20 protein-coding genes are annotated in these 20,912 nt (G+C 52.5%); 11 read left to right on the top strand and 9 right to left on the bottom strand.

The window, feature by feature from the left end; translation table 11 throughout:
• Positions 1-51: 51 nt before the first annotated feature.
• The 3 genes from caiB to caiT all read right to left on the bottom strand — a co-directional run bounded on the left by caiB (position 52) and on the right by caiT (position 4,085).
• Positions 52-1,269: an L-carnitine CoA-transferase gene (gene caiB / locus HEN21_RS06455; RefSeq protein ID WP_063086537.1), complete on the bottom strand. Its 1,218-nt coding sequence runs from the start codon at positions 1,267-1,269 to the stop codon at positions 52-54.
• Positions 1,270-1,397: 128 nt separating this feature from the next.
• On the bottom strand, positions 1,398-2,540 hold the full coding sequence (gene caiA / locus HEN21_RS06450) for a crotonobetainyl-CoA dehydrogenase (protein ID WP_000347117.1): 1,143 nt from the start codon (positions 2,538-2,540) through the stop codon (positions 1,398-1,400).
• A 30-nt stretch (positions 2,541-2,570) separates the two neighbouring features.
• Positions 2,571-4,085 carry an L-carnitine/gamma-butyrobetaine antiporter gene (gene caiT, locus HEN21_RS06445; protein ID WP_000650972.1) on the bottom strand — a complete coding sequence of 505 codons (1,515 nt, stop codon included), beginning with the start codon at positions 4,083-4,085 and terminating at the stop codon, positions 2,571-2,573.
• A gap of 472 nt (positions 4,086-4,557) precedes the next feature.
• Here caiT and HEN21_RS06440 point away from each other — a divergent pair, with 472 nt between their 5' ends.
• The 10 genes from HEN21_RS06440 (at position 4,558) to HEN21_RS06395 (ending at position 13,082) form a co-directional block, all read left to right on the top strand.
• Positions 4,558-5,328, top strand: a complete 771-nt coding sequence (locus tag HEN21_RS06440) for an electron transfer flavoprotein FixA (protein WP_176252547.1) — start codon at positions 4,558-4,560, stop codon at positions 5,326-5,328.
• A 14-nt stretch (positions 5,329-5,342) separates the two neighbouring features.
• Positions 5,343-6,284, top strand: a complete 942-nt coding sequence (locus HEN21_RS06435) for an electron transfer flavoprotein subunit alpha/FixB family protein (RefSeq protein WP_176252546.1) — start codon at positions 5,343-5,345, stop codon at positions 6,282-6,284.
• A 50-nt stretch (positions 6,285-6,334) separates the two neighbouring features.
• Positions 6,335-7,621: an FAD-dependent oxidoreductase gene (locus tag HEN21_RS06430; RefSeq protein ID WP_001287739.1), complete on the top strand. Its 1,287-nt coding sequence runs from the start codon at positions 6,335-6,337 to the stop codon at positions 7,619-7,621.
• Positions 7,618-7,905, top strand: coding sequence for a ferredoxin-like protein FixX (fixX, locus tag HEN21_RS06425; RefSeq protein WP_000203741.1), 288 nt, complete (start codon positions 7,618-7,620; stop codon positions 7,903-7,905). The genes HEN21_RS06430 and fixX overlap by 4 nt, the downstream gene beginning before the upstream one ends.
• 58 nt (positions 7,906-7,963) lie before the next feature.
• Positions 7,964-9,295, top strand: a complete 1,332-nt coding sequence (locus HEN21_RS06420) for an MFS transporter (RefSeq protein ID WP_105287014.1) — start codon at positions 7,964-7,966, stop codon at positions 9,293-9,295.
• A gap of 106 nt (positions 9,296-9,401) precedes the next feature.
• On the top strand, positions 9,402-9,932 hold the full coding sequence (gene kefF / locus HEN21_RS06415; protein ID WP_000600737.1) for a glutathione-regulated potassium-efflux system oxidoreductase KefF: 531 nt from the start codon (positions 9,402-9,404) through the stop codon (positions 9,930-9,932).
• A complete protein-coding gene (gene kefC / locus HEN21_RS06410) occupies positions 9,925-11,772 on the top strand; it encodes a glutathione-regulated potassium-efflux system protein KefC (RefSeq protein ID WP_176252545.1) in 1,848 nt (615 codons plus the stop codon). Before kefF ends, kefC begins: the two co-directional genes overlap by 8 nt.
• Before the next feature lie 194 nt (positions 11,773-11,966).
• Positions 11,967-12,446 carry a type 3 dihydrofolate reductase gene (folA, locus tag HEN21_RS06405; protein ID WP_024191058.1) on the top strand — a complete coding sequence of 160 codons (480 nt, stop codon included), beginning with the start codon at positions 11,967-11,969 and terminating at the stop codon, positions 12,444-12,446.
• A gap of 85 nt (positions 12,447-12,531) precedes the next feature.
• On the top strand, positions 12,532-12,765 hold the full coding sequence (locus HEN21_RS06400; protein ID WP_000125566.1) for a type II toxin-antitoxin system CcdA family antitoxin: 234 nt from the start codon (positions 12,532-12,534) through the stop codon (positions 12,763-12,765).
• A 2-nt stretch (positions 12,766-12,767) separates the two neighbouring features.
• Complete coding sequence (locus tag HEN21_RS06395; protein WP_001160966.1) at positions 12,768-13,082, top strand: CcdB family protein; 315 nt, start codon at positions 12,768-12,770, stop codon at positions 13,080-13,082.
• On the opposite strand, the gene apaH is transcribed toward HEN21_RS06395, so the two are convergent.
• Genes apaH through lptD form a run of 6 tightly spaced genes read right to left on the bottom strand, consistent with a single transcriptional unit; the run spans position 13,079 to position 19,817 of the window.
• Entirely contained in the window at positions 13,079-13,927 is an 849-nt protein-coding gene (gene apaH / locus HEN21_RS06390; RefSeq protein ID WP_176252544.1) for a bis(5'-nucleosyl)-tetraphosphatase (symmetrical) ApaH, read from the bottom strand. The two genes, HEN21_RS06395 and apaH, sit on opposite strands and share 4 nt — an antisense overlap.
• Before the next feature lie 6 nt (positions 13,928-13,933).
• Positions 13,934-14,311 carry a Co2+/Mg2+ efflux protein ApaG gene (gene apaG, locus HEN21_RS06385; RefSeq protein ID WP_000610905.1) on the bottom strand — a complete coding sequence of 126 codons (378 nt, stop codon included), beginning with the start codon at positions 14,309-14,311 and terminating at the stop codon, positions 13,934-13,936.
• Positions 14,312-14,313: 2 nt separating this feature from the next.
• Positions 14,314-15,135: a 16S rRNA (adenine(1518)-N(6)/adenine(1519)-N(6))-dimethyltransferase RsmA gene (gene rsmA / locus HEN21_RS06380; RefSeq protein WP_001042780.1), complete on the bottom strand. Its 822-nt coding sequence runs from the start codon at positions 15,133-15,135 to the stop codon at positions 14,314-14,316.
• Complete coding sequence (gene pdxA / locus HEN21_RS06375; RefSeq protein ID WP_000241275.1) at positions 15,132-16,121, bottom strand: 4-hydroxythreonine-4-phosphate dehydrogenase PdxA; 990 nt, start codon at positions 16,119-16,121, stop codon at positions 15,132-15,134. The genes rsmA and pdxA overlap by 4 nt, the downstream gene beginning before the upstream one ends.
• Positions 16,121-17,407, bottom strand: a complete 1,287-nt coding sequence (gene surA, locus HEN21_RS06370) for a peptidylprolyl isomerase SurA (protein WP_032172666.1) — start codon at positions 17,405-17,407, stop codon at positions 16,121-16,123. The genes pdxA and surA overlap by 1 nt, the downstream gene beginning before the upstream one ends.
• Before the next feature lie 52 nt (positions 17,408-17,459).
• Positions 17,460-19,817, bottom strand: coding sequence for an LPS assembly protein LptD (gene lptD, locus HEN21_RS06365; protein WP_000746181.1), 2,358 nt, complete (start codon positions 19,815-19,817; stop codon positions 17,460-17,462).
• A gap of 254 nt (positions 19,818-20,071) precedes the next feature.
• Here lptD and djlA point away from each other — a divergent pair, with 254 nt between their 5' ends.
• Complete coding sequence (gene djlA / locus HEN21_RS06360; RefSeq protein WP_001200584.1) at positions 20,072-20,887, top strand: co-chaperone DjlA; 816 nt, start codon at positions 20,072-20,074, stop codon at positions 20,885-20,887.
• Positions 20,888-20,912: the final 25 nt, after the last annotated feature.

The raw sequence follows: 20,912 nt of genomic DNA, 5'->3' as shown, positions 1-20,912 counted from the left end.
TCGTTTGTTATTGGCGGGCGCTAGTCAGTCAAGCCAACTGGCGCCACGCGTTTAATCCTCAACTTTGGCCAGACCTTTGCTGACCAACTCCTGAATGTCGTTTTCGCTGTAGCCGATATTTTTCAAAATGGCTGCCGTGTCCATGCCGTGCGATGGCATTCCGCGCCAGATTTGACCGGGATTATTTTTGAATTTCGGCATCACGTTCGGCCCTTTGCAGGTGCGGCCATCCATCGTTTGCCACTGAGTGATCGATTCACGGGCGACGTACTGTGGATTGCTTTCCAGTTCCGGTACGGTCAGTACTTTGGCACAGGCGATATTCAGTTCGGCAAAGCGTTCTTTAACTTCTGCGATGGTATGTGCTGCCAGCCAGGCATCGAGTTTCTCTTCTACCAGTGGTCCGTAAGGGCATTCGATACGGTGGATAAGCTGAGTGCCTTCCGGGATTTCCGGCGTACCGAGTAGATGTGCGAGGCCAATATCTTTAAAGCACTCTTCAATTTGGGTAATGCCCACCAGTTCCATCACGATGTAGCCGTCGGCGCATTTATACAGACCGCAACCGGCGTAGTAGGGATCTTTACCTTTGGTCATGCGCGGGCACATTTCGCCGCCGTTGAAGTAATCCATCATGAAGTACTGACCCATGCGCAGCATCACTTCATACATGGCGATGTCGATACTTTCGCCTTTACCGGTTTCACGCACTTTGTGCAGTGCCGCCAGCGCCGCCGTGGTGGCGGTCAGGCCGGAGAAGTAATCGGCGGTATACGGGAAAGCAGGCATTGGCTGGTCAACATCACCGTTCTGAATCAGGTAACCACTGAAGGCCTGGGCGATGGTGTTATAGGCCGGAAGGTTGGTGTACTCCTCGGTGCCGTACTGCCCAAAACCGGACAAGTGAGCGATAACCAGTTTCGGGTTGTGCTGCCACAGGACTTCATCGGTAATGCCACGGCGGGCAAAGGCCGGGCCTTTACTGGCTTCGATGAAGATATCGGTGGTTTCCATTAATTTCAGAAACGCTTCGCGGCCTTCATCTTTGAAAATATTTAACGACAGCGCGTGCAAATTACGGCGGGAGAGCTGCGGGTAGTTCGGTTGAACGCGAATGGTGTCGGCCCAGGCGACGTTCTCGATCCAGATAACTTCCGCGCCCCATTCTGCGAACATTTGTCCGGCAAACGGTCCGGCGATTTCGATACCGGAGAAGACAACGCGCAATCCGGCCAGCGGTCCGAATTTCGGCATGGGTAGATGATCCATTATTTGCTCCTGAAAAATTTATGTAGCGCATGACTGCCGGATGCGGCGTAAACGCTTTATCCGGCCTACATTCGTGCTCCCGTAGGTCTGATAAGACGCGTCAGCGTCGCATCAGGCAGCGCACGGACTTAGCGGTATTGCTTCAGCACCGCACGACCCAGCGTCAGGATCTGCATTTCGTCAGATCCCCCGGAGACGCGGTCTACACGCAGGTCACGCCAGAAGCGGCTGATGCGGTGGTTGCCCGCAATCCCGACACCGCCCAGCACCTGCATTGCGCTATCCACAACTTCAAATGCCGCATTGGCGCAGAAGTATTTGCACATCGCTGCATCGCCAGAGGTGATGGTGCCGTTGTCTGCTTTCCACGCTGCTTCATACAGCATGTTTTTCATGGAGTTTAATTTGATCGCCATGTGGGCGAATTTTTCCTGAATCAACTGGAAACGACCAATAGCCTCGCCAAACTGCACGCGCTGGTTGGCGTAGCGCGCCGCATCTTCAAAGGCGCACATCGCAGTACCGTAGTTGGTGAGGGCTACCAGGAAACGTTCATGGTCGAACTCTTCTTTGACGCGGTTAAAGCCGTTACCTTCCCGACCGAACATGTCTTTCTCGTCCAGTTCCACATCGTCAAAGGTGATTTCACAGCAGCTATCCATACGCAGACCGAGCTTCTCAAGTTTGGTCACTTTGATGCCCGGTTTGCTCATATCAACAAACCATTCGGTGTAGACAGGTTTGTCCGGAGAAGCCCCGTCGCGCGCCATCACCACGATGTACGGGGTGTAGGCGCTGCTGGTAATAAAACACTTACTACCATTAAGATAAATCTTACCATTTCTACGGGTATAAGTCGTTTTCAGGCTACCCACGTCGGAGCCAGCGCCCGGTTCAGTAATCGCCGAGTTCCACATCTGCTTACCCGTGCCACGGAACGCCATAATCTTGTCGATCTGCTCTTGTGTGCCTTCGCGCAGGAAGGTGTTAAACCCGCCCGGCAACTGGTACAGCACGTAGGTTGGCGCCCCCAGACGCCCCAGTTCCATCCACACAGCGGCAAGCGTGACGAATCCCGCGTCCAGACCACCGTGCTCTTCCGGGATTAGCAGGCTGTCGATACCCATATCCGCCAGTGCTTTGACAAAACGTTCCGGGTAGACGCTGTCACGGTCACACTCGGCAAAATAGGCCTCCCAGTTTTCGCTGGCCATCAGTTCACGTATACCGGCGACAAACAGTTCCTGCTCATCATTTAAATTAAAATCCATCTTTCAACCTCTTGATATTTTGGGGGTTAATTAATCTTTCCAGTTCTGTTTCGCGTCTTTAATAAAGGAGAGCGTCACCATAATGTTGACGAAGAACAGCGGGCATCCTCCGGCGATAATGGCGGTTTGAATCGGTTTCAGGCCGCCGAGCGCCAACAGAACGATGCCGATAATGCCAACCAGGATTGACCAGCCGATACGTACCAGCAGTGGCGGTTCTTCGCCGTCGCGTACTTCGCGGCAGGTGGACATCGCCAGGGTATAAGAGCAGGCGTTAACCAGCGTAACGGTGGCAATAAAGCAGAGAATGAAGAAGCCCCACATGGTGGCGGTGCTGAGCGGCAGAGCGGCCCAGGTTTCGATGATGGCGCGCGCCACACCGTACTGTTCGATCAGGTTCGGAATGTTGATGATGTTTTTATCCATCAACAGCAGAGTGTTACTGCCGAGTACGGTCCACAGGATCCAGGTGGACGCTGTTAGTCCCAGCACCATGCCGAAGCACAGTTCACGCACGGTACGACCACGGGAGATACGGGCGAGGAAGATACTCATCTGGATGGCGTAAATCACCCACCATGCCCAGTAGAACACGGTCCAGCCCTGCGGAAAGCCGCCTTTGGCGATAGGATCGGTATAGAACAACATGCGCGGCAGATACATCAGCAACATCCCCACCGAATCGGTGAAGTAGTTCATGATGAAGCTGGCACCGCTGACAATGAATACCCAACCCAGCATCAGGAAGCTCAGGTAACTACGCACGTCACTGGCGATACGTACCCCTTTTTGCAGACCGCAGGCGACGCAAATGGCGTTGAGGATAATCCAGCAGGTAATGATGATAGCGTCCAGTTGCAGGGTATGCGGAATGCCAAACAACCATTGCATACACTCGGTCACCAGCGGCGTGGCAAGGCCCAGACTGGTGCCCATCGCGAAGATCAAGGCGACGAGATAGAAGTTGTCGACGATAGTGCCGAACAACCCTTTGGCGTGTTTTTCACCTACCAGCGGCACCAGGGTGGAGCTGGGGCGAATCACTTCCATTTTGCGGACAAAGAAGAAGTAAGCGAAGGCGACTGAAAGGAAGCTGTAAGTGGCCCACGGCAGAGGTCCCCAGTGGAACAAGCTGTAAGCCAGCCCCAACTCTTTCGCTCCTGTCGAGTTCGGTTCTAAGCCAAACGGCGGGGTGGAGATGTAGTAGTAGATCTCAATAGAGCCCCAGAACAGTACGGCAGCAGACGTACAGGAGGCGAACATCATAAAGATCCAACTGGCGGTGCTAAATTCCGGTGGTTCGTTACCTAAACGCTTTTTGGCATACGGGCCAAACACCAGCCAGAACCAGCCGAAAAGCATCACCACCATATACCATTCAAATGCCCATCCCCATACATTGGTGACGTAACTGAATACGGCATTAATAACGACATTCGCCGCATCCAGATCTCTGACTGTAAGCCAGCAAAGTATGCCAACGATTATTAACGGCGGAAAGAATACCTTCGGTTCTATTCCCGTTTTTCTCTTTTCATCTTTCATGAGTTAATTCCACTGTGAAAACGAATATTTATTTTGCGTTCCCGTTTGTTTTATTTTTGTTAACATTTAATATAATTATTATTAACCTCGTGAACGCGTTGATGGCTAACTCATAATGGGTATTCAGTTAGCCGTATTCTGTGATGGTAGTCACGTTTTTCTATCGGGTGAAAGCAAGGTGTTTTGATGTAAATATTCCTTGTTAATCAATTTATTATGCTTGATTGTGAGTAAAAAAATAGCATCTGACTTTCAATATTGGTGATCCATAAAACAATATTGAAAATTTCTTTTTTCTACGCCGTGTTTTCAATATTGGTGAGGAACTTAACAATATTGAAAGTTGGATTTATCTGCGTGTGACATTTTCAATATTGGTGATTAAAGTTTTATTTCCAAATTAAAGGGCGTGATATCTGTAATTAACACCACCGATATGAACGACGTTTCCTTCATGATTTCTGGAGATGCAATGAAGATTATTACTTGCTATAAGTGCGTGCCTGATGAACAGGATATTGCGATCAATAATGCTGATGGTTCATTAGACTTCAGTAAAGCCGATGCCAAAATAAGCCAATACGATCTGAACGCTATTGAAGCGGCTTGCCAGTTAAAACAGCAGGCGGCAGAGGCGCAGGTGACGGCCTTAAGTGTGGGCGGTAAAGCCCTGACCAACGCCAAAGGGCGTAAAGATGTGTTGTCGCGCGGCCCGGATGAACTGATTGTAGTGATTGATGATCAGTTCGAGCAGGCACTGCCGCAACAAACTGCAACCGCACTGGCTGCGGCTGCCCAGAAAGCAGGCTTTGATCTGATCCTCTGCGGCGATGGTTCTTCTGACCTTTATGCCCAGCAGGTTGGGTTGCTGGTGGGCGAAATCCTCAATATTCCGGCCGTTAACGGCGTCAGCAAAATCCTCTCCCTGACGGCAGATACCCTCACCGTTGAGCGCGAACTGGAAGATGAAACAGAAACGTTAAGCATTCCGCTGCCTGCGGTTGTTGCTGTTTCCACTGATATCAACGCCCCACAAATTCCTTCGATGAAAGCCATTCTCGGCGCGGCGAAAAAGCCGGTTCAGGTGTGGTCGGCGGCGGATATCGGTTTTAACGCAGAGGCAGCCTGGTCTGAACAACAGGTTGCCGCGCCGAAACAGCGCGAGCGTCAACGCATCGTGATTGAAGGCGACGGCGAAGAACAGATCGCCGCATTTGCTGAAAATCTTCGCAAAGTCATTTAATTACAGGGGATGCTATGAACACGTTTTCTCAAGTCTGGGTATTCAGCGATACCCCTTCTCGTCTGCCGGAACTGATGAACGGTGCGCAGACTTTAGCTAATCAAATCAATACCTTTGTCCTGAGTGATGCCGACGGCGCACAGGCAATCCAGCTTGGCGCTAATCATGTCTGGAAATTAAGCGGCAAACCGGACGATCGGATGATCGAAGATTACGCCAGTGTCATGGCTGACACTATTCGCCAGCACGGCGCAGACGGCCTGGTGCTGCTGCCAAACACCCGTCGCGGCAAATTACTGGCGGCGAAACTGGGTTACCGCCTTAAAGCGGCGGTGTCTAACGATGCCAGCGCCGTCAGTGTGCAGGACGGTAAAGCGGCAGTGAAACACATGGTTTACGGCGGTCTGGCGATTGGCGAAGAACGTATTGCCTCGCCGTATGCGGTACTGACCATCAGCAGCGGCACGTTCGATGCGGCTCAGCCGGACGCGTCACGCACTGGCGAAACGCACTCCGTGGAGTGGCAGGCTCCGGCTGTGGCGATTACCCGCACGGCAACCCAGGCGCGCCAGAGCAACAGCGTCGATCTCGACAAAGCCCGCCTGGTGGTCAGCGTCGGTCGCGGTATTGGCAGCAAAGATAACATTGCGCTGGCAGAACAGCTTTGCAAGGCGATAGGTGCGGAGTTGGCCTGTTCTCGTCCGGTGGCAGAAAACGAAAAATGGATGGAGCACGAACGCTATGTCGGTATCTCCAACCTGATGCTGAAACCTGAACTGTACCTGGCTGTGGGGATCTCCGGGCAGATCCAGCACATGGTTGGCGCTAACGCGTCGCAAACCATTTTCGCCATCAATAAAGATAAAAATGCGCCGATCTTCCAGTACGCGGATTACGGCATTGTTGGCGACGCCGTGAAGATCCTTCCGGCGCTGACCGCAGCTTTAGCGCGTTGATCCACTCTGGCAGGGCTGCATTTCGGCTCTGCCGCTGACAGGGAGTTCTTATGTCCGAAGATATCTTTGACGCCATCATCGTCGGTGCAGGGCTTGCCGGTTCGGTTGCCGCACTGGTGCTCGCCCGCGAAGGGGCGCAAGTGTTAGTTATCGAGCGTGGCAATTCCGCAGGTGCCAAGAACGTCACCGGCGGGCGTCTCTATGCCCACAGTCTGGAACACATTATTCCAGGTTTCGCCGAATCCGCCCCCGTAGAACGCCTGATCACCCATGAAAAACTCGCGTTTATGACGGAAAAGTCAGCGATGACCATGGACTACTGCAATGGCGACGAAACCTCGCCATCCCAGCGTTCTTACTCCGTTTTGCGCAGTAAATTTGATGCCTGGCTGATGGAGCAGGCTGAAGAAGCGGGCGCGCAGTTAATTACCGGGATCCGCGTCGATAACCTCGTACAGCGCGATGGCAAAGTTGTCGGCGTAGAAGCCGATGGCGATGTGATTGAAGCAAAAACGGTGATCCTTGCTGACGGGGTGAACTCCATCCTTGCCGAAAAGCTGGGGATGGCAAAACGCGTTAAACCGACGGATGTGGCGGTTGGCGTGAAGGAACTGATCGAGTTACCGAAGTCGGTTATCGAAGACCGTTTTCAGTTGCAGGGTAATCAGGGCGCGGCTTGCCTGTTTGCGGGTTCCCCCACCGATGGCCTGATGGGCGGTGGCTTCCTTTATACCAATGAAAATACCCTGTCGCTGGGGCTGGTTTGTGGTTTGCATCATCTGCATGACGCAAAAAAATCGGTGCCGCAAATGCTGGAAGATTTCAAACAGCATCCGGCAGTTGCACCGCTGATCGCGGGCGGCAAGCTGGTGGAATATTCTGCTCACGTCGTGCCGGAAGCGGGCATCAACATGTTGCCGGAACTGGTCGGTGACGGCGTGCTGATTGCCGGTGATGCCGCCGGAATGTGTATGAACCTCGGTTTTACCATTCGCGGGATGGATCTGGCGATTGCCGCTGGGGAAGCAGCAGCAAAAACCGTGCTTTCAGCGATGAAAAGCGACGATTTCAGTAAGCAAAAACTGGCGGAATATCGTCAACATCTGGAGAGTGGTCCGCTGCGCGATATGCGCATGTACCAAAAACTACCAGCGTTCCTTGATAACCCACGCATGTTTAGCGGCTACCCGGAACTGGCGGTGGGTGTGGCGCGTGACCTGTTCACCATTGACGGCAGCGCGCCGGAACTGATGCGCAAGAAAATCCTCCGCCACGGCAAGAAAGTGGGCTTCATCAATCTAATCAAGGATGGCATGAAAGGAGTGACCGTTTTATGACTTCTCCCGTCAATGTGGACGTCAAACTGGGCGTCAATAAATTCAATGTCGATGAAGAGCATCCGCACATTGTTGTGAAGGCCGATGCTGATAAACAGGCGCTGGAGCTGCTGGTGAAAGCGTGCCCCGCAGGTCTGTACAAGAAGCAGGATGACGGCAGTGTGCGCTTCGATTACGCCGGATGTCTGGAGTGCGGCACCTGTCGCATTCTGGGGCTGGGGTCGGCGCTGGAACAGTGGGAATACCCGCGCGGCACCTTTGGTGTGGAGTTCCGTTACGGCTGATGTTGGTTTGATACGTAACGCCGTACTGACTCTCATTGCAAAAAAACAGGAATAACCCATGCAACCGTCCAGAAACTTTGACGATCTCAAATTCTCCTCTATTCACCGCCGCATTTTGCTGTGGGGAAGCGGTGGTCCGTTTCTGGATGGTTACGTACTGGTAATGATTGGCGTGGCGTTGGAGCAACTGACTCCGGCACTGAAACTGGACGCCGACTGGATTGGCTTGCTGGGCGCGGGAACGCTCGCCGGGCTGTTTGTCGGTACATCGCTGTTTGGCTATATCTCCGATAAAGTCGGACGGCGCAAAATGTTCCTCATTGATATCATCGCCATCGGCGTGATATCGGTGGCGACGATGTTTGTCTCATCCCCCGTAGAACTGCTGGTGATGCGGGTACTCATCGGCATTGTCATTGGCGCGGATTATCCCATCGCCACCTCAATGATCACCGAGTTCTCCAGCACCCGTCAGCGGGCGTTTTCCATCAGCTTTATTGCCGCCATGTGGTATGTCGGCGCGACATGTGCCGATCTGGTCGGCTACTGGCTTTATGATGTGGAAGGTGGTTGGCGCTGGATGTTGGGTAGCGCGGCGATCCCCTGTTTGTTGATTTTGATTGGTCGATTCGAACTGCCTGAATCTCCCCGCTGGCTGCTGCGCAAAGGGCGAGTAAAAGAGTGCGAAGAGATGATGATCAAACTGTTTGGCGAACCGGTGGCTTTCGATGAAGAGCAGCCACAGCAAACCCGTTTTCGCGATCTGTTTAACCGTCGCCATTTTCCGTTTGTTCTGTTTGTTGCCGCCATCTGGACTTGCCAGGTGATCCCAATGTTTGCCATTTACACCTTTGGTCCGCAAATCGTTGGTCTTCTGGGGCTGGGCGTCGGCAAAAATGCGGCGCTGGGAAATGTGGTGATTAGCCTGTTCTTTATGCTCGGCTGTATTCCGCCGATGCTGTGGCTAAACACTGCCGGACGGCGTCCATTGTTGATTGGCAGCTTTGCCATGATGACGCTGGCGCTGGCGGTTTTGGGGTTGATCCCGGATATGGGGATTTGGCTGGTGGTGATGGCGTTCGCGGTGTATGCCTTTTTCTCTGGCGGGCCGGGTAATTTGCAGTGGCTTTATCCTAATGAACTCTTCCCGACGGATATCCGCGCTTCTGCCGTGGGGGTGATTATGTCCTTAAGCCGGATTGGCACCATTGTTTCAACCTGGGCGCTGCCTATCTTTATCAATAATTACGGCATCAGTAGCACCATGCTGATGGGGGCGGGTATCTCGCTGTTTGGCTTGTTGATTTCCGTAGCATTTGCCCCGGAAACCCGTGGGATGTCACTGGCGCAGACCAGCAATATGACGATCCGCAGGCAGCGAATGGGGTAATTTGTTCAGATTTCTCTCTTTTCTGAATCAATATTATTGACTATAAGCCGCGTGAATATGTGACTACACTTTGTGGAAAACAAAGGCGTCACCGCGCAGGCTAACTATGATTCTCATAATTTATGCGCATCCTTATCCGCATCATTCCCATGCGAATAAACGGATGCTTGAACAGGCAAGGACGCTGGAAGGCGTCGAAATTCGCTCTCTTTATCAACTCTATCCTGACTTCAATATCGATATTGCCGCCGAGCAAGAGGCGCTGTCTCGCGCCGATCTGATCGTCTGGCAGCACCCGATGCAGTGGTACAGCATTCCACCGCTCCTTAAACTTTGGATCGATAAAGTCCTCTCGCACGGCTGGGCTTACGGTCACGGCGGTACGGCGCTGCATGGCAAACATTTGCTGTGGGCGGTGACGACCGGCGGCGGGGAAAGCCATTTTGAGATTGGCGCGCATCCGGGCTTTGATGTGCTGTCGCAGCCGCTACAGGCGACGGCGATCTACTGTGGGCTGAACTGGCTGCCGCCGTTTGCCATGCACTGCACCTTTATTTGTGACGACGAAACCCTCGAAGGGCAGGCGCGTCACTATAAGCAACGTCTGCTGGAATGGCAGGAGGCACATCATGGATAGTCATACGCTGATCTACCTCGGTTCGGCGGCGCTGATTGTACCCATTGCAGTACGCCTCGGTCTGGGATCGGTACTTGGCTACCTGATCGCAGGCTGCATTATTGGCCCGTGGGGGCTGCGGCTGGTGACCGATGCCGAATCTATCCTGCACTTTGCTGAAATCGGCGTGGTGCTGATGCTGTTTATCATTGGCCTCGAACTCGACCCACAAAGGCTGTGGAAGCTGCGTGCGGCGGTGTTCGGTGGTGGCGCATTGCAGATGGTGATTTGTGGCGGCCTGCTGGGGCTATTCTGCATGTTACTTGGGCTGCGCTGGCAGGTAGCGGAACTGATCGGCATGACGCTGGCGCTCTCCTCTACGGCGATAGCCATGCAGGCGATGAATGAGCGTAACCTAATGGTGACGCAGATGGGACGCAGCGCCTTTGCGGTACTGCTGTTCCAGGATATTGCCGCAATCCCGCTGGTGGCGATGATCCCGCTACTGGCGGCGAGCAGTGCCTCGACGACGATGGGCGCATTTGCTCTCTCGGCATTAAAAGTGGCGGGCGCACTGGTGCTGGTGGTACTGCTGGGGCGCTATGTCACGCGTCCGGCGCTGCGTTTTGTTGCCCGCTCTGGCTTGCGGGAAGTGTTTAGTGCCGTGGCGTTATTCCTCGTGTTTGGCTTTGGTTTGTTGCTGGAAGAGGTTGGCTTGTCGATGGCGATGGGCGCGTTTCTGGCGGGCGTACTGCTGGCAAGCTCGGAATACCGTCATGCGCTGGAAAGCGATATCGAACCCTTCAAAGGTTTGCTGCTGGGGCTGTTTTTCATTGGCGTTGGCATGTCGATAGACTTTGGCACGCTGCTTGAAAATCCATTACGCATTGTCATTTTGCTGCTTGGTTTCCTCATCATCAAAATCGCCATGTTGTGGCTGATTGCCCGACCATTACAGGTGCCGAATAAACAGCGTCGCTGGTTTGCGGTGCTGTTAGGGCAGGGCAGTGAGTTTGCCTTTGTGGTGTTTGGTGCGGCGCAGATGGCAAATGTGCTGGAGCCGGAGTGGGCGAAATCGCTGACCCTGGCGGTGGCGCTGTCGATGGCGGCAACGCCGATTCTGCTGGTGATCCTCAATCGCCTTGAGCAATCTTCTACTGAAGAAGCGCGTGAAGCCGATGAGATTGACGAAGAACAGCCACGGGTTATTGTTGCCGGATTTGGACGTTTTGGGCAGATCACCGGACGTTTGTTGCTCTCCAGTGGGGTGAAAATGGTGGTGCTCGATCACGATCCTGACCATATCGAAACGTTGCGCAAATTCGGCATGAAAGTGTTTTACGGCGATGCCACGCGGATGGATTTACTGGAATCTGCCGGAGCGGCGAAAGCAGAAGTGCTGATTAACGCCATCGACGATCCGCAAACCAATCTGCAACTGACGGAGATGGTGAAGGAGCATTTCCCACATTTGCAGATTATTGCCCGTGCCCGCGATGTTGATCACTATATCCGCCTGCGCCAGGCAGGCGTTGAAAAGCCGGAGCGTGAAACTTTCGAAGGCGCGCTGAAAACCGGGCGGCTGGCGCTGGAAAGTTTAGGTCTTGGGCCATATGAAGCGCGAGAACGCGCGGATGTGTTCCGCCGCTTTAATATTCAGATGGTGGAAGAGATGGCAATGGGCGAAAACGACACCAAAGCCCGCGCGGCAGTCTATAAACGCACCAGCGCGATGTTAAGCGAGATTATTACTGAGGATCGCGAACATCTGTCATTAATTCAACGGCATGGCTGGCAGGGAACCGAAGAAGGCAAACATACCGGCAACATGGCGGATGAGCCAGAAACTAAGCCATCGTAATCAGAAAGTGTGATGTAGCACACGCTTTACAACTAACTGTTTGTTTTTGCGCAACTGTAATGAGGCGAGTCCAGGGGCATAGCGTGGACTCGCCAGCAGAATATAAAATTTTCCTCAACATCATCCTCACGCCAGTCGACGAAGGTTTACGCTTTACGTATAGTGGCGACAATTTTTTTTATCGGGAAATCTCAATGATCAGTCTGATTGCGGCGTTAGCGGTAGATCGCGTTATCGGCATGGAAAACGCCATGCCGTGGAACCTGCCTGCCGATCTCGCCTGGTTTAAACGTAACACCTTAAATAAACCCGTGATTATGGGGCGCCATACCTGGGAATCCATTGGTCGCCCGCTGCCTGGGCGCAAGAATATTATCCTCAGCAGCAAGCCAGGTACGGACGATCGCGTAACGTGGGTGAAATCGGTGGATGAAGCCATCGCGGCGTGTGGTGACGTACCAGAAATCATGGTGATTGGCGGTGGTCGCGTTTATGAGCAGTTCCTGCCCAAAGCGCAAAAACTGTATCTGACGCATATCGACGCAGAAGTGGAAGGCGACACCCATTTCCCGGATTACGAGCCGGATGACTGGGAATCGGTATTCAGCGAATTCCACGACGCCGATGCGCAGAACTCTCACAGCTATTGCTTTGAGATTCTGGAGCGGCGGTAATTCTGTATATTAGAATTCCGGCATCACTGATACGTGCAGATATCCGTGTATACTAGACGTATAAATTGTACAGGAGCACGATATCATGACTGCAAAACGTACCACACAAAGTGTGACCGTCACCGTCGACCGTGAGTTAGTCAATCGCGCTCGTGATGCAGGGTTAAATATGAGCGCCACCCTTACGGTTGCGCTCAATGCTGAACTTAAAAAACATGCAGCAACACGTTGGCGTGAAGAGAACGCAGAAGCTATCGCTGCGTTAAATCAATTGGCTGATGAAACCGGATGTTTCTCTGATGAGTACCGGAGCTTCTAGCGATGCAATTTACGGTATACCGCAGTCGCGGCAGGAACGCCGCGTTTCCCTTTGTTATCGATGTTACCAGCGACATTATTGGTGAGATTAATCGCCGTATCGTTATTCCATTAACACCTATTGAACGATTTAGCCGTATTCGCCCACCAGAACGGCTTAACCCAATCCTTTTACTGGTAGATGGCAAAGAATATGTGCTAATGACGCATGAGACTGCCACTGTTCCAGTTAACGCGCTGGGAACGAAATTTTGCGATGCCAGCGCGCACCGAACGTTGATTAAAGGAGCATTAGATTTTATGCTCGACGGGATTTAAGACGCGACCACCTCTCCTTCGCCCAAATCCTTATGCCGGTTCGACGGCTGGACAAAATACTGTTTATCTTCCCAGCGCAGGCAGGTTAATGTACCACCCCAGCAGCAGCCAGTATCCAGCGCGTAAATACCTTCCGGCGTGCCTTTTCCTTCCAGCGATGCCCAGTGACCAAACACAATGCTGTACTCTTCGCTAACTGGCCCTGGAATGGTAAACCACGGTTTCAGTGGGGCAGGGGCCTCTTCCGGCGATTCTTTGCTGTACATATCCAGTTGACCGTTCGGGAAGCAAAAACGCATACGGGTAAAGGCGTTGGTGATAAAACGCAGTCTTCCCAGCCCCCGCAATTCCGGTGACCAGTTATTTGGCATATCGCCGTACATAGCGTCGAGAAAGAAGGGATAGGAGTCACTCGACAATACTGCTTCTACGTCGTGAGCACACTCTTTGGCTGTCTCTAAGTCCCACTGCGGCGTGATCCCCGCGTGAGCCATCACCAGTTTTTTCTCTTCGTCGATTTGCAGCAGAGGCTGGCGACGCAGCCAGTTAAGCAGCTCGTCGGCGTCCGGCGCTTCCAGCAGCGGTGTCAGGCGATCTTTGGGTTTATTACGGCTGATCCCGGCGAATACCGCCAGCAGATGCAGATCGTGATTACCCAGAACCAGACGCACGCTGTCGCCTAAGGATTTTACATAGCGCAGAACATCAAGCGAACCAGGCCCACGCGCGACCAGATCGCCCGTCAGCCAGAGGGTATCTTTCCCAGGGGTAAATTCCACTTTATGCAGCAATGCGATCAGTTCATCGTAACAACCATGAACGTCGCCAATAAGGTATGTCGCCATATTATTTTAATGAATGAGTATTGGAACGGAGAGTCGGAATACAGGAATGTCGATGCTGAATGGAACGCCATTTTCATCGATCATTTCGTAGTGACCCTGCATGGTGCCCATCGGTGTTTCAATAATCGCACCGCTGGTGTACTGGTACTCTTCGCCAGGGGCGATATGCGGCTGAACGCCCACCACACCTTCGCCCTGGACTTCGGTTTCACGGCCATTGCCGTTGGTGATCAGCCAGTAACGCCCCAACAACTGCACTGGCGCTCGCCCCAGGTTGCGTATGGTTACGGTATAAGAAAAAACGTAACGTTCATTATCAGGTGAAGATTGCGCTTCAATGTAAACACTTTGAACCTGAATACACACTCGGGGCGAATTGATCATCGTTAACTCTCCTGCAAAGACGCGTTCTCCGCCAGATAGTTCGCCATCTGGCAATATTGCGCGACAGAGATATTTTCCGCTCGCATCGCCGGGTCGATGCCCATTCCCGTTAACACCTCGACGCTAAACAGGTTGCCGAGGCTGTTACGAATGGTTTTACGACGCTGGTTAAAGGCTTCGGTGGTGATACGGCTTAACACGCGAACATCTTTAACCGGGTAAGGCATCGTTGCATGAGGAACCAGGCGCACGACGGCGGAATCCACTTTTGGTGGTGGTGTAAAGGCTGATGGCGGTACTTCCAGCACCGGGATCACGTTGCAATAATATTGCGCCATGACGCTTAATCGACCATACGCTTTGCTGTTCGGTCCTGCAACCAGACGATTCACCACCTCTTTTTGCAACATAAAGTGCATGTCGGCAATGGCATCAGTATAGCTAAACAGATGGAACATCAACGGCGTGGAGATGTTATACGGCAGGTTACCGAAAACTCGTAGCGGCTGCCCCATTTTCTCGGACAGCTCACCGAAGTTAAAGGTCATCGCATCCTGCTGATAAATCGTCAGTTTCGGGCCTAAGAACGGATGCGTTTGCAGACGTGCCGCCAGATCGCGGTCAAGTTCGATGACCGTCAGCTGGTCCAGACGTTCGCCGACCGGTTCGGTCAATGCCGCCAGACCGGGGCCGATTTCGACCATCGCCTGACCCTTCTGCGGGTTAATGGCAGAAACAATGCTGTCGATCACGAACTGATCGTTGAGAAAGTTTTGCCCGAAGCGTTTACGGGCTAAGTGGCCCTGGTGGACTCGTTTATTCATTGGGTATTAACAATCATTTTGATGGCGAGATTAAGCGCCGTAATAAAACTGCCGACATCGGCTTTGCCACGTCCCGCCAGTTCCAGCGCGGTGCCGTGGTCAACCGATGTGCGAATAAAGGGCAGGCCCAGCGTAATGTTCACACCGCGCCCGAAGCCCTGGTATTTTAGCACGGGAAGACCCTGATCGTGGTACATCGCCAGCACCGCGTCGGCGTTGTCGAGATATTTAGGCTGAAACAGGGTATCGGCAGGCAAAGGCCCGTTGAGTTTCATCCCCTGCGCCCGTAACTCGTCGAGCACCGGAATGATGGTGTCTATCTCTTCCGTGCCCATATGACCGCCTTCACCTGCGTGCGGATTCAGTCCACAGACCAGAATGCGCGGCTCAGCAATACCAAATTTGGTTTGCAAATCGTGATGCAAAATAGAAATGACTTCATGCAGCAGTGGTGGGGTGATGGCGTCAGCGATATCACGTAGCGGTAAATGCGTCGTTGCCAGCGCCACGCGAAGTTCTTCGGTTGCCAGCATCATCACGACTTTTTTTGCCTGCGAGCGTTCTTCGAAAAACTCGGTATGACCGGTAAACGGAATACCAGCGTCGTTAATGACGCCTTTATGCACGGGGCCGGTAATCAGTGCGGCAAATTCACCGTTCAGACAGCCATCACACGCTCGCGCCAGCGTCTCTACCACGTAATGCCCATTTTCAACCGTTAATTGCCCCGCAGTCACAGGTGATCGTAGCGCGACAGGAAGTAGCGTTAATGTGCCAGCAGTTTGCGGTTGTGCAGGGGAGTCTGGGGAATAAGGGCGGAGAGTAAGCGGCAAACCGAGCATCACTGCCCGGTCGGTAAGGAGAGTAGCATCGGCACAAACAACCAGTTCGACCGGCCACTCACGCTGTGCAAGCTGGACAACTAAGTCCGGGCCAATCCCGGCGGGTTCGCCGGGAGTGATCACAACACGTTGGGTTTTAACCATTAGTTGCTCAGGATTTTAACGTAGGCGCTGGCGCGTTGTTCCTGCATCCAGCTTGCTGCTTCTTCCGAGAACTTACGGTTCATCAGCATACGATAAGCACGATCTTTCTGCGCAGCGTCGGTTTTATCGACATTACGGGTATCCAGCAGTTCGATTAAATGCCAGCCGAATGAAGAGTGAACCGGTGCACTCATTTGACCTTTATTCAGGCGGGTCAACGCGTCACGGAAGGCCGGATCGAAAATATCTGGCGTTGCCCAGCCAAGATCGCCGCCCTGGTTGGCAGAGCCAGGATCCTGAGAGAACTCTTTCGCTGCGGCAGCAAAAGTTGTTTTACCACTCTTGATGTCCGCTGCAATTTGTTCCAGTTTCACGCGGGCCTGTTCGTCAGTCATGATCGGCGACGGTTTCAGCAGAATATGGCGAGCATGAACTTCGGTTACCGAGATATTTTTGCTTTCGCCGCGCAGGTCGTTAACTTTCAGAATATGGAAGCCAACGCCAGAACGAATCGGACCAACAATATCGCCTTTCTTCGCCGTGCTTAACGCCTGGGCGAAAATTCCCGGCAGTTCCTGAATACGGCCCCAGCCCATCTGGCCGCCGTTCAGCGCCTGCTGGTCGGCAGAATGAGCAATCGCCAGCTTACCGAAATCAGCGCCGTTACGCGCCTGATCGACAATGGCGCGCGCCTGGCTTTCCGCTTCGTTCACTTGATCAGAGGTCGGGTTTTCCGGCAGCGGGATCAGGATGTGGCTCAGGTTCAGCTCAGTGCTGGCGTCGTTTTGGTTACCCACCTGCTGCGCCAGGGATTCGACTTCCTGCGGCAGGATGGTGATGCGACGACGCACCTCGTTGTTACGCACTTCAGAGATAATCATCTCTTTGCGGATCTGGTTACGATAGGTGTTGTAGTTCAGACCATCGTAAGCCAGACGGCTGCGCATTTGATCCAGCGTCATGTTGTTCTGTTTCGCGATGTTAGCAATCGCCTGATCCAGCTGCTCATCGGAGATTTTCACTCCCATTTTCTGCCCCATCTGCAGGATGATTTGATCCATGATCAAACGTTCCATGATTTGGTGGCGCAGCGTCGCGTCATCAGGAAGTTGCTGCCTTGCCTGGGCGGCATTCATTTTTACCGACTGCATTAATCCATCAACGTCGCTTTCCAGCACGACGCCGTTATTGACGACGGCTGCGACTTTATCGACTACCTGGGGGGCAGCGAAACTGGTATTCGCGATCATCGCGATACCGAGAAGCAGCGTTTTCCAGTTCTTCATACTTTTTCCATTTCAATTAACCGCACTGCGGATTACGTGGTAAATCAACAAATCACAAAGAGTTTTGATACGGCAGAATGTTCGAACGCAGCATCTCTTGCGTACCGAGACCGTAGTTAGAGCTCAGGCCGCGAAGTTCGATGTTAAAGCCGATTGCGTTGTCATATACCGCATGTTGTTTATCGTTATCCCAACCGTTCAGCTTCCGCTCGTAACCGACGCGAATCGCATAACAGCAGGAGCTGTATTGCACGCCTAACATAGAGTCGGCTTGCTTGTTCGCATTGGTGTCGTAGTAGTAAGCCCCGACAATTGACCAACGATCGGCGATTGGCCAGCTGGCGACTGCACCTACCTGCGAAATACCGTTTTTGTACTGCTCGGCAGTGGAATAGTACTTAGGCAGCGTAGCCTGAATATATTCCGGGCTGGCGTAACGGTAGTTCAGCTGTACCAGACGGTCTTCATCCCGGCGATATTCAATGCTGGAACTACTGGTCGCCACGTTATCCAGGCGAGTGTCGTACTGAATCCCGCCACGCAGTCCCCAACGTTCGGAAATGCGCCAGTAGGTGTCGCCTGCCCACACCAGTGATCCCGTTTTGTCGTCATTCTCCCATGTTATGTTGTCATCGCCAGTGCGAGACTCCGTGAAATAGTAGATTTGACCAACGGAAATATTAAAACGTTCAACGGCTGCGTCATCATATACGCGAGTTGTGACACCGGTCGTCACCTGGTTAGCAGAAGCAATACGGTCAAGACCACCGTAAGTCCGATCCCGGAAGAGGCCAGAGTAGTCAGATTGCAGCAGAGACGAGTCGTAGTTGTAGATGTCGCTCTGATCGCGATACGGCACATACAAATATTGTGCGCGCGGTTCCAGCGTCTGGGTGTAACCCGGTGCCAGCATTTCCATATCGCGCTCGAAGACCATTTTGCCGTCAACTTTAAATTGCGGCATTACACGGTTAACAGAATCTGCCAACTTATTGTTTTGCGGATTGCTGTTATACCAGTCAAGATTGGTCTGTTGATAGTGCGTCGCCATCAGTTTGGCTTCGGTATTCAGACTACCCCAGTTATTCGACAACGGAAGATTGATTGTCGGTTCAAGGTGCAGACGTGTGGCTTCTGGCATATTGCTATTGGTATTTACAAAATGCACAGCCTGACCATAGATGCGGGTATCAAACGGACCGAGATCGTTATGGTAGTAGTTGACGTCTAACTGCGGTTCAGCGGCGTAGCTGTTGCCACTGTTATCGTCAAAGACCTGGAACTGTTTGGTTGAAAGCGTAGCGTCAAAGTTCTGCACCGCATAGCCAACGCTGAATTTTTGCGTTGCGTAACCATCGGTACTGGAACCATATTTATTATCAAAATCGTTGAAATAGGTCGGGTCGCTGACTTTGGTGTAGTCGATGTTAAAGCGCCAAACCTGGTCCATCACTCCGGAGTGTTGCCAGTAGAACAACCAACGGCGTGAATTGCTATCTTCTGGATGTTCATCTTCATAGACTTTATCCGAAGGCAGATAATCCAGTTCCATCAAGCCTGCGCCTGCCTGGGTGAGATAACGGAATTCGTTCTCCCACATGATGTTGCCACGACGATGCATATAATGCGGCGTGATGGTGGCATCCATATTTGGCGCGATGTTCCAGTAATATGGCAGATAGAACTCAAAGTAGTTGGTGGTGGTGTATTTGGCGTTCGGGATCAAGAAACCAGAACGGCGTTTATCACCCACCGGCAACTGCAAATACGGGCTGTAAAAGATCGGAACCGGACCCACCTTAAAGCGGGCGTTCCAGATCTCCGCAACTTGTTCTTCGCGGTCATGAATAATTTCGCTACCTACCACGCTCCAGGTATCAGAACCTGGCAAACAGGAAGTAAAGCTACCGTTATCCAGAATGGTGTAGCGGTTTTCGCCACGTTGTTTCATCAGGTCCGCTTTACCACGACCCTGGCGACCCACCATCTGGTAATCACCTTCCCAGACGTTGGTATCTTTGGTGTTCAGATTCGCCCAGCCTTTCGGCCCTTTGAGGATCACCTGGTTATCGTCGTAATGGACATTACCGAGCGCATCAACAGTACGTATCGGCTCCGGTTGTCCTGGTGCCTCTTTTTGATGGAGCTGCACTTCGTCGGCCTGCAGACGGCTGTTACCCTGCATGATATCTACGCTGCCAGTAAACACGGCGTCATCGGGGTAATTCCCCTTTGCGTGGTCAGCATTAATCGTCACGGGTAAGTCGTTAGTATCGCCCTGTACCAGAGGACGGTCATAGCTTGGCACGCCCAACATACACTGTGAGGCGAGGTCGGCTGCCAGTCCCTGTTGACTGTAAAGGGCGGTGGCAATCATGGTGGCCAGGAGAGTGGGGATACGTTTTTTCATACGTTGATTTTATTGTTCCATCATCGGTAACGTTGCGCGTGACAAACGGTCAGAGACTAACGTACTCGTCATCTCTACGCTAGTGTTAATCCTGTCCGAATAGCGTCAGTGGTGTTAGGCACGGCATTGAATGACAGGTATGATAATGCAAATTATAGGCGATGTCCCACAATTGACCGCAGCCGGAAAACGGTAAAAGCACCTTTATATTGTGGGAGATAGCCCTGATATCCGTGTGTCGATTTGGGGAATATATGCAGTATTGGGGAAAAATCATTGGCGTGGCCGTGGCCTTACTGATGGGCGGCGGCTTTTGGGGCGTTGTATTAGGTCTGTTAATCGGCCATATGTTTGATAAAGCCCGCAGCCGCAAAATGGCGTGGTTCGCCAACCAGCGCGAGCGTCAGGCGCTGTTTTTTGCCACCACTTTTGAAGTGATGGGGCATTTAACCAAATCCAAAGGACGTGTTACTGAGGCTGATATTCATATTGCCACATTGCTCATGGATCGGATGAATTTACACGGTGCTTCCCGTACTGCGGCGCAAAATGCATTCCGGGTGGGAAAATCAGACAATTACCCGCTGCGCGAAAAGATGCGTCAGTTTCGCAGTGTCTGCTTTGGTCGTTTTGACTTAATTCGTATGTTTCTGGAGATCCAGATTCAGGCAGCATTTGCCGATGGTTCACTGCATCCAAACGAACGGGCGGTGTTGTATGTGATTGCTGAAGAGTTGGGGATCTCCCGCGCCCAGTTTGACCAGTTTCTGCGCATGATGCAGGGTGGGGCGCAATTTGGCGGCGGTTATCAGCAGCAGTCTGGCGGTGGTAACTGGCAGCAAGCGCAGCGTGGCCCGACGCTGGAAGATGCCTGTAACGTGCTGGGCGTGAAGCCGACGGATGATGCAACCACCATTAAACGTGCCTACCGTAAGCTGATGAGTGAACACCATCCCGATAAGCTGGTAGCGAAAGGTTTACCGCCAGAGATGATGGAGATGGCGAAGCAAAAAGCGCAGGAAATTCAGCAGGCGTATGAGCTGATAAAGCAGCAGAAAGGATTTAAATAAGTTTTAGGGCGAGTCAGACATTGTA

The organism is Escherichia sp. 93.1518 (genome assembly GCF_013368915.2).
In the GTDB taxonomy this organism is placed as follows: domain Bacteria; phylum Pseudomonadota; class Gammaproteobacteria; order Enterobacterales; family Enterobacteriaceae; genus Escherichia; species Escherichia ruysiae.
Note: the sequence above shows the minus strand (reverse complement) of the source record. Positions and strands in the feature narration are given on the sequence as shown.